This is a genomic window from Coprococcus intestinihominis, assembly GCF_040096555.1.
In the GTDB taxonomy this organism is placed as follows: Bacteria; Bacillota; Clostridia; order Lachnospirales; family Lachnospiraceae; genus Coprococcus_A; species Coprococcus_A intestinihominis.
In genome coordinates, this window is record NZ_JBBMEK010000205.1 from 1 (window position 1) to 6048 (window position 6048).

Here is a 6048-nt window from a genome sequence, read left to right on the forward strand (position 1 = left end):
AAATTTCAAAAACAGACTTAAAAATGCAAGCATTTTATACCTGTTTTTGAAATTTTGCTTGGCTCTGAACAGTTACAAAATATGACTTATCAGTTCCCGTTATATTGTTTTTGTTTTGCAGTTGCCTGCATATTTGTCAATATATACGCACCGGGCTGTACGAAAGGGCATCCGCCGAATCTTCGATCACCCTTCTCCTCGTTAACCGGATCACTCCGGTACATGGCGCTTAAAGAAAAAATTATGGTGAATCCATCTATTCAATTGTCAAAGTTTCTTTTGTATACTATAACAAGTCAGCTGTTTTGTCAAGTTTTCTCTTCATCTGCAGACCTGATTGCGGCGCGCTTCCCTGATATTATCCTAAGCAAACATCTGCACCACCCAATAAATTGCTCCCAGTACCCAGCTGGTGACAATGCCGTACAGGATCACCGGGCCTGCAATGGTAAATATCTTGCAACCCACACCAAAAACTTCTCCTTCAGCTTTAAATTCCAGTGCACATGCTGCCACCGAATTGGCAAAGCCTGTAATCGGCACCAGATAGCCCGCACCGGCAAATTTTGTGATGGGCCCCACCCAGTTCAGACATGTCAGGATCACACTGATCAATATTAACGACAGCGTTGTATATCCTGACACCTCATCCTTCATAAGTCCCATACTGCCGTACCAATCCGAAAACATCTGCCCGATGACGCAAATGAAGCCTCCGCTAACAAATGCTTTCAGCATATTTAAAAGGCAGTTATGTTTCGGAGTTACCTGCTTCACGTAATCATTATATCTTTTATCCCGCCTCTTCCTGGCAGCCTGTTTTTCATCTTCCATCCGTTTTTCACCTTTTGTCTGTTTTTCATTTTTTGTCTGCTTTTCACTTTCCATCTGTTTCATTCACACCTTTCTTCTGATCAATCAGTATCCCGCCTCCATATTCTTCAATCTATACCTGCTTTTATTTTATACTGGCATTTATGTCAATATGAAATACCACATCCAGGCCCCCAGTGTTTTGCCGACGGCCATCCAGAAAATGACGACACCGATGCCCTGACGGATACCGATTCTTTTGAAAAACACCGGCAACGCATCCAGCACCTCTGCAATCGCTCCGATCAGACACCCGATAAATATCCCGACCAGAAGGCCTGCTGCACCTGCCAGAAACATCCCTGCCGGTATTTTTACTGCTGTATCTGTCAGCCAGATTGCATTACCAAGCGCACCACCCAGCACAAACATCCATTCATACCATCCGCCATAGGCCGTCGTGTGAGTTATCGTCATTAACCGATGGGGAATTCCCGTAATTACAAGGAAGGTAAATAATCCCGCCGCCACTGCGATTCCGCCCGACATACCGATCCCCCATAAAATCAATGCCTTCATTTTCTCTGTTCCTCCATTAAAACTTTTTCTGCAGCCTTCTAAATACATCGTTATTTCGAAAATGATGTATTAGTCAAGATCCGCCAGGATTTCCTGCGCAATTTTTCTTTCATTGAACGGCAAATAGTCTCCTTTGATCTCCTGATACTGTTCATGGCCCTTTCCCGCCAGGATCAAAATATCTCCCGGCCGTCCCTGTGCCAGCATAAACCGCATGGCTTCTTTACGATCAACCATCATTTGATATTGTCCCTTTGTTTCCTTCATTCCCTCCTCAATTGTCTGCATAATCCGCTCCGGTTTCTCATATCTTGGATTATCCGATGTAATCACTGTAAAGTCTGCATATTTTCCTGCCACACAGCCCATCTCTCTGCGCCTTGCTGCTGATCTGCCTCCGCCGCATCCGAAAAGAACCCACAGTTGTCTCGGATGATACCGGCGCATCGTCTCCAGTATATTTTTCAGACTCATGGCATTATGGGCATAATCAATCAGAAGCAGATATCCCCTGTCATTGTCAATAACTTCCACCCTTCCGGGAACACGGATTGTCTTCAGTGCTTTTCGGATAATCTCCTGATCAATACCATAGTGTCTGCATACGGTGATTGCCGCCACTGCATTATAAACAGAAAACGCCCCCGGTGCTGATACTGCATATTCTTCCCCATTGACTTTAAAAAATGTACCTAATTGTCCGTTACGGTTGACTAACATTATATCTGAAGCCTGAACATCCGCTTTTTGCCTACAGCTATAGGTACAAACCTGACATGAGGCATCTTTAAATATTTCCCTATAATAGGGATCATCTATGTTGCCGATCCCAAAGCAGCACTTTTGAAACAGCAGACTTTTATAATGCGCATATTCCGCCATATCTTTGTGCTCTTTCGGGCCGATATGATCTCTTCCAAGATTCGTAAAAACCCCCACATCAAATAAAATGCCATCCGAGCGGTGAAGTTTTAATCCTTGAGAAGAGACTTCCATCACTGCAAAACGGCATCCGGTGTCTGCCATTTTTCTCAGATAACGCTGAATATCAATCGCCTCCGGTGTTGTCCGCTCCGCCCGTTTTTTCTCTTCACCAATCTCATAATCTATTGTGCCCAGAAGGCCCGTTTTATACCCGGCGGCTTCCAGAATATCCCGGATCATAAACGTTGTGGATGTTTTTCCCTTTGTGCCGGTAATCCCGATCACTTTTAATTCCTTTGACGGATAACGATAAAACGCTGCTGCCGCCCAGGCTGCTGCTTCTCGCGTATTTTGCACAGATACAATCGTCATTTGCTCAGGCAGCTTCAGTTCCCCATATGCAGATGTCTTTTTCTCAGCCTGCTTCAGATTTCCATGCACGGATGCCGACTTCTTCCAGAAAGCCTCTTCAACCAGGCATGCTGCTGCTCCTCTCTCTGCTGCTTCTTGAATATATTGATGGCCATCCTGCTCCATACCCTTAATGCAGATGAACAGGCTGTTATTTGTTACTTCTTTCGAACACATTGCAATGGATGCTATATCAGTATCCCAGCTGCCCTGACACAATACTGCCGGAATTCTTTCAAACAATGCTTTCAAAATCATGACATAACTCCAAAAATGGGGTTATACTATATTATGTTTTAGGATGATGTTTGACTCACTTCCAATGTAAGTGCATATTTCCATATTTATACATTTTTTTATGCATTTTATGTCCTATAGGCTTTATTCCATTAAATTGACAGACCAGTTGACCCGTGTTATAGTGCAGTAAACTTAAGAAATGTCTGATATCTCATTCGATCACAGACATTGATTTATTGGAGGCAATCATGTTTGAATTATACGGCTGTCCGACCCACTACGGCGTCGGTGCAAAGGGATTAGTCAAAAGTATCGACTATTTAACAGAAAATTTTAAAAATCTTCAAATGAATAAAGTTCCAGAAATCACGTGTAAGGGACCTTTCCGTGCCAATCTGAAGAATCTCGAAAGTGTATGCGCTACCTGCGAAGGCATTGCTCAGCAAGGTTACCATATTCTAACATCCGGGCATCGCCCTCTGATGATTGCCGGAGATCACAGTGCCGCCATGGGTTCTGTATCCGCTACATCTGTTTATACCAAAGGCGAAACCGGGCTGATCTGGATTGATGCGCACCCGGATATCAACACTGACAAGACAACGGTTACCGGCAATATTCACGGAATGCCGGTGGCTGCACTCCTGGGACTTGGTGAACTTTCCCTGACACATTTTCTGGATGACAGCATCAAGTTAAAATCAGGCAACATTGTTATGCTTGGCCTGCGTGACATTGATCCGCCGGAAGCAGAAATTCTCAAAGAACACCATATTCGTTATTATAAATGGGATTATATTATGGAACACGGTCTTCAGAACTGTCTGAACGAAAGTATTGACTATCTCAGCCACTGCCCGGCTGTTCATGTCAGCTTCGATATTGATTCCATGGATCCGAAACTGATGCCTGGCGTCTCCGTTCCCGTTCCGGAAGGTTTCAATGAAGACGACGTCTTCCTGATGATGGATGAGCTGCTGACACGGCTGCCGGTTCAGGCGATGGATATCGTTGAATTTAATCATGAACTGGACAAGGATGATATTACGGCTGGATTTGTATCCAGACTGGTGGAACATGTGCAGGGATTGTAAAATCTATTGAATCTTTTTGATACAATAAAGGGGCGTATCACAATGATACGCCCCTTTGTTCATCTCACAAAATATTTTCTGTTTTTATCAAAAAATTCATAAAAATACCGAACGTTTTTCAATTCATACCACTTGGCCTCTTCCATCGCACCTGCTCATAGACATATCCATGCTCCAATGCCTCTTCCTGCTGGATCTTTTTAATCTCGTATAAAACATCTTCACTTTTCATGTAAAGACTGCCTGCCGGAATGGATAGATTTCTTCCATTGTTATTAAATAAACCATTCTTTACACCTTACGCCTTGAATTCAGAATTTCTTCCAACGTTCTCGGCGTATAATTCATATAATCCCGCATACATCCAACGTTATAGGCTCTTAATTCTTCCGCTTCATAGACATGCCGGCAGTCATTCGCCCTCATCTCGGACAGACACTTCTGATAAAACCTGTCTTCCTCACTCTCATGGGTATGCCCATACAAGAGAATTCTTCCTCGTCCCATGTTCCTCCAACTGAAAATCGGATAATGGCTCAAAACCAGACTATAATGCTCCTTACCAATCGTGTCATGCATTTCTTTATAATCGCAGATTTCATGAAACAACTGCTGATAACGGTAATCAGAAACATCATCATGATTACCCTTGATCAACACTTTACGCCCTTTTAACTGAGCCACGAATGCAATCAGCTCTTCCTTTTTGCCGCGCATGCTCACATCACCTAAAATATATACCATATCCCCATTGGTCACACGGTCATTCCAGTTCTTTAAAATCATATCATGCATTTCCTGCAATGACGCAAATGGCCGATGATCAAAGGCAATGGCGTTTTCATGAAATAAATGTAAATCACTGATATAATACTTCAATTTTCATTCCTCCTCTCCTATATTTGTATTTGCTGTGGATAGTATTAGCATAACATACTCTATATAATTTTGCTTCCTAACCATCAGTAAAACAACTCATTCATAAAATCTACATTTAATCTTCATTATTTTTCAGATATGCGATAATATTTCTCTGCAATTGCCTATATCTTGCATTTGTATCCGGATTTTTACAGCAATATTCCCTTTGCATTGTTTCATTTGGTTCATATGCAACTTCAATATTATACAAGCCAAACTGTTCACGTGTAAGATCTACATACTGTCCTGTTATTTTATTAAAATAATGTGTTCCACCGCCCTCTACTCTTATTCGATGAATACTTCCACCAAACATATCATATACCAATGTTGCAGTAATTGCACACTGACCATAAGAAGGGTCCTCTGAAACCCATTCGCTCTGACATGACTTATATGCAGTACTGGAACTCCAGGATTTTCTCAAAACAGCATACAATTTATGTAAAGTGTCAATTCCCTTAAATGCCTCTACTTCTTTACACTTTTTATCTTTTAGCTCCTGACCCTGATAATAAAAACCATCTACACCTGCCGGAACTACATCCACAAGTTCCTCTAAAGCTTTCTCAACAGCAGTTCTCATATTATACCCCCATCTATGATTTAAATAATTTCTTTATTACACATTATAACATTTCACATATAAATAAAAAGGGACTTATTTTCATCACAATTAAATACTTTTCTACATACACGTTGCGACAAACTTTTTCTTAAATCCATATATAATAGTTGCACCACCGGTGAGTTTTGAGTACAATTAAAGGAGAATCCATAAATGTCGCATGAAGGTTCTTTCTTATCAAGAACAAAATAAATCACCAGAAGAAATTGCTACTCTCTGTGAGCAATCCATAGATTTTGTACTGGATGTCCTGAAAAAACATAATCTATAATTTTTAAAAGTTAAATATAAGTTTATAAAACTGTTGTAAAACGCTTACATTTCCAAAGCAGGCCATCACATTTCCACATGTGATGGCCTGCTTTGGATATTTCATTCATTATCTGCTGAGCCTCGCCGTCTGCTGTCATTTTCAACTAATAGTTCAATGTTTTTCCC

At 41.5% G+C, this 6048-nt stretch carries 6 protein-coding genes; 1 reads left to right on the plus strand and 5 read right to left on the minus strand.

Translation table 11 applies throughout. The features are described from left to right. Nucleotides 1-363: 363 nt before the first annotated feature. The 3 genes from WMO25_RS13520 to WMO25_RS13530 form a co-directional block, all read right to left on the minus strand. Nucleotides 364-897, minus strand: a complete 534-nt coding sequence (locus tag WMO25_RS13520; RefSeq protein WP_330410543.1) for a SpoVA/SpoVAEb family sporulation membrane protein — start codon at nucleotides 895-897, stop codon at nucleotides 364-366. 78 nt (nucleotides 898-975) lie between these two features. After that, nucleotides 976-1392, minus strand: a complete 417-nt coding sequence (locus WMO25_RS13525) for a stage V sporulation protein AB (RefSeq protein ID WP_349085744.1) — start codon at nucleotides 1390-1392, stop codon at nucleotides 976-978. 69 nt (nucleotides 1393-1461) lie between these two features. Further along, nucleotides 1462-2985: a UDP-N-acetylmuramoyl-L-alanyl-D-glutamate--2,6-diaminopimelate ligase gene (locus WMO25_RS13530; RefSeq protein ID WP_349085746.1), complete on the minus strand. Its 1524-nt coding sequence runs from the start codon at nucleotides 2983-2985 to the stop codon at nucleotides 1462-1464. Nucleotides 2986-3215: 230 nt separating this feature from the next. Here WMO25_RS13530 and WMO25_RS13535 point away from each other — a divergent pair, with 230 nt between their 5' ends. Beyond that, a complete protein-coding gene (locus WMO25_RS13535) occupies nucleotides 3216-4061 on the plus strand; it encodes an arginase (protein WP_349085748.1) in 846 nt (281 codons plus the stop codon). Nucleotides 4062-4352: 291 nt separating this feature from the next. On the opposite strand, the gene WMO25_RS13540 is transcribed toward WMO25_RS13535, so the two are convergent. Beyond that, on the minus strand, nucleotides 4353-4940 hold the full coding sequence (locus WMO25_RS13540) for a metallophosphoesterase (protein WP_349085749.1): 588 nt from the start codon (nucleotides 4938-4940) through the stop codon (nucleotides 4353-4355). Between the two features lie 115 nt (nucleotides 4941-5055). Further along, nucleotides 5056-5568, minus strand: coding sequence for a YunG family protein (locus WMO25_RS13545; RefSeq protein WP_349085750.1), 513 nt, complete (start codon nucleotides 5566-5568; stop codon nucleotides 5056-5058). Nucleotides 5569-6048 lie beyond the last annotated feature (480 nt).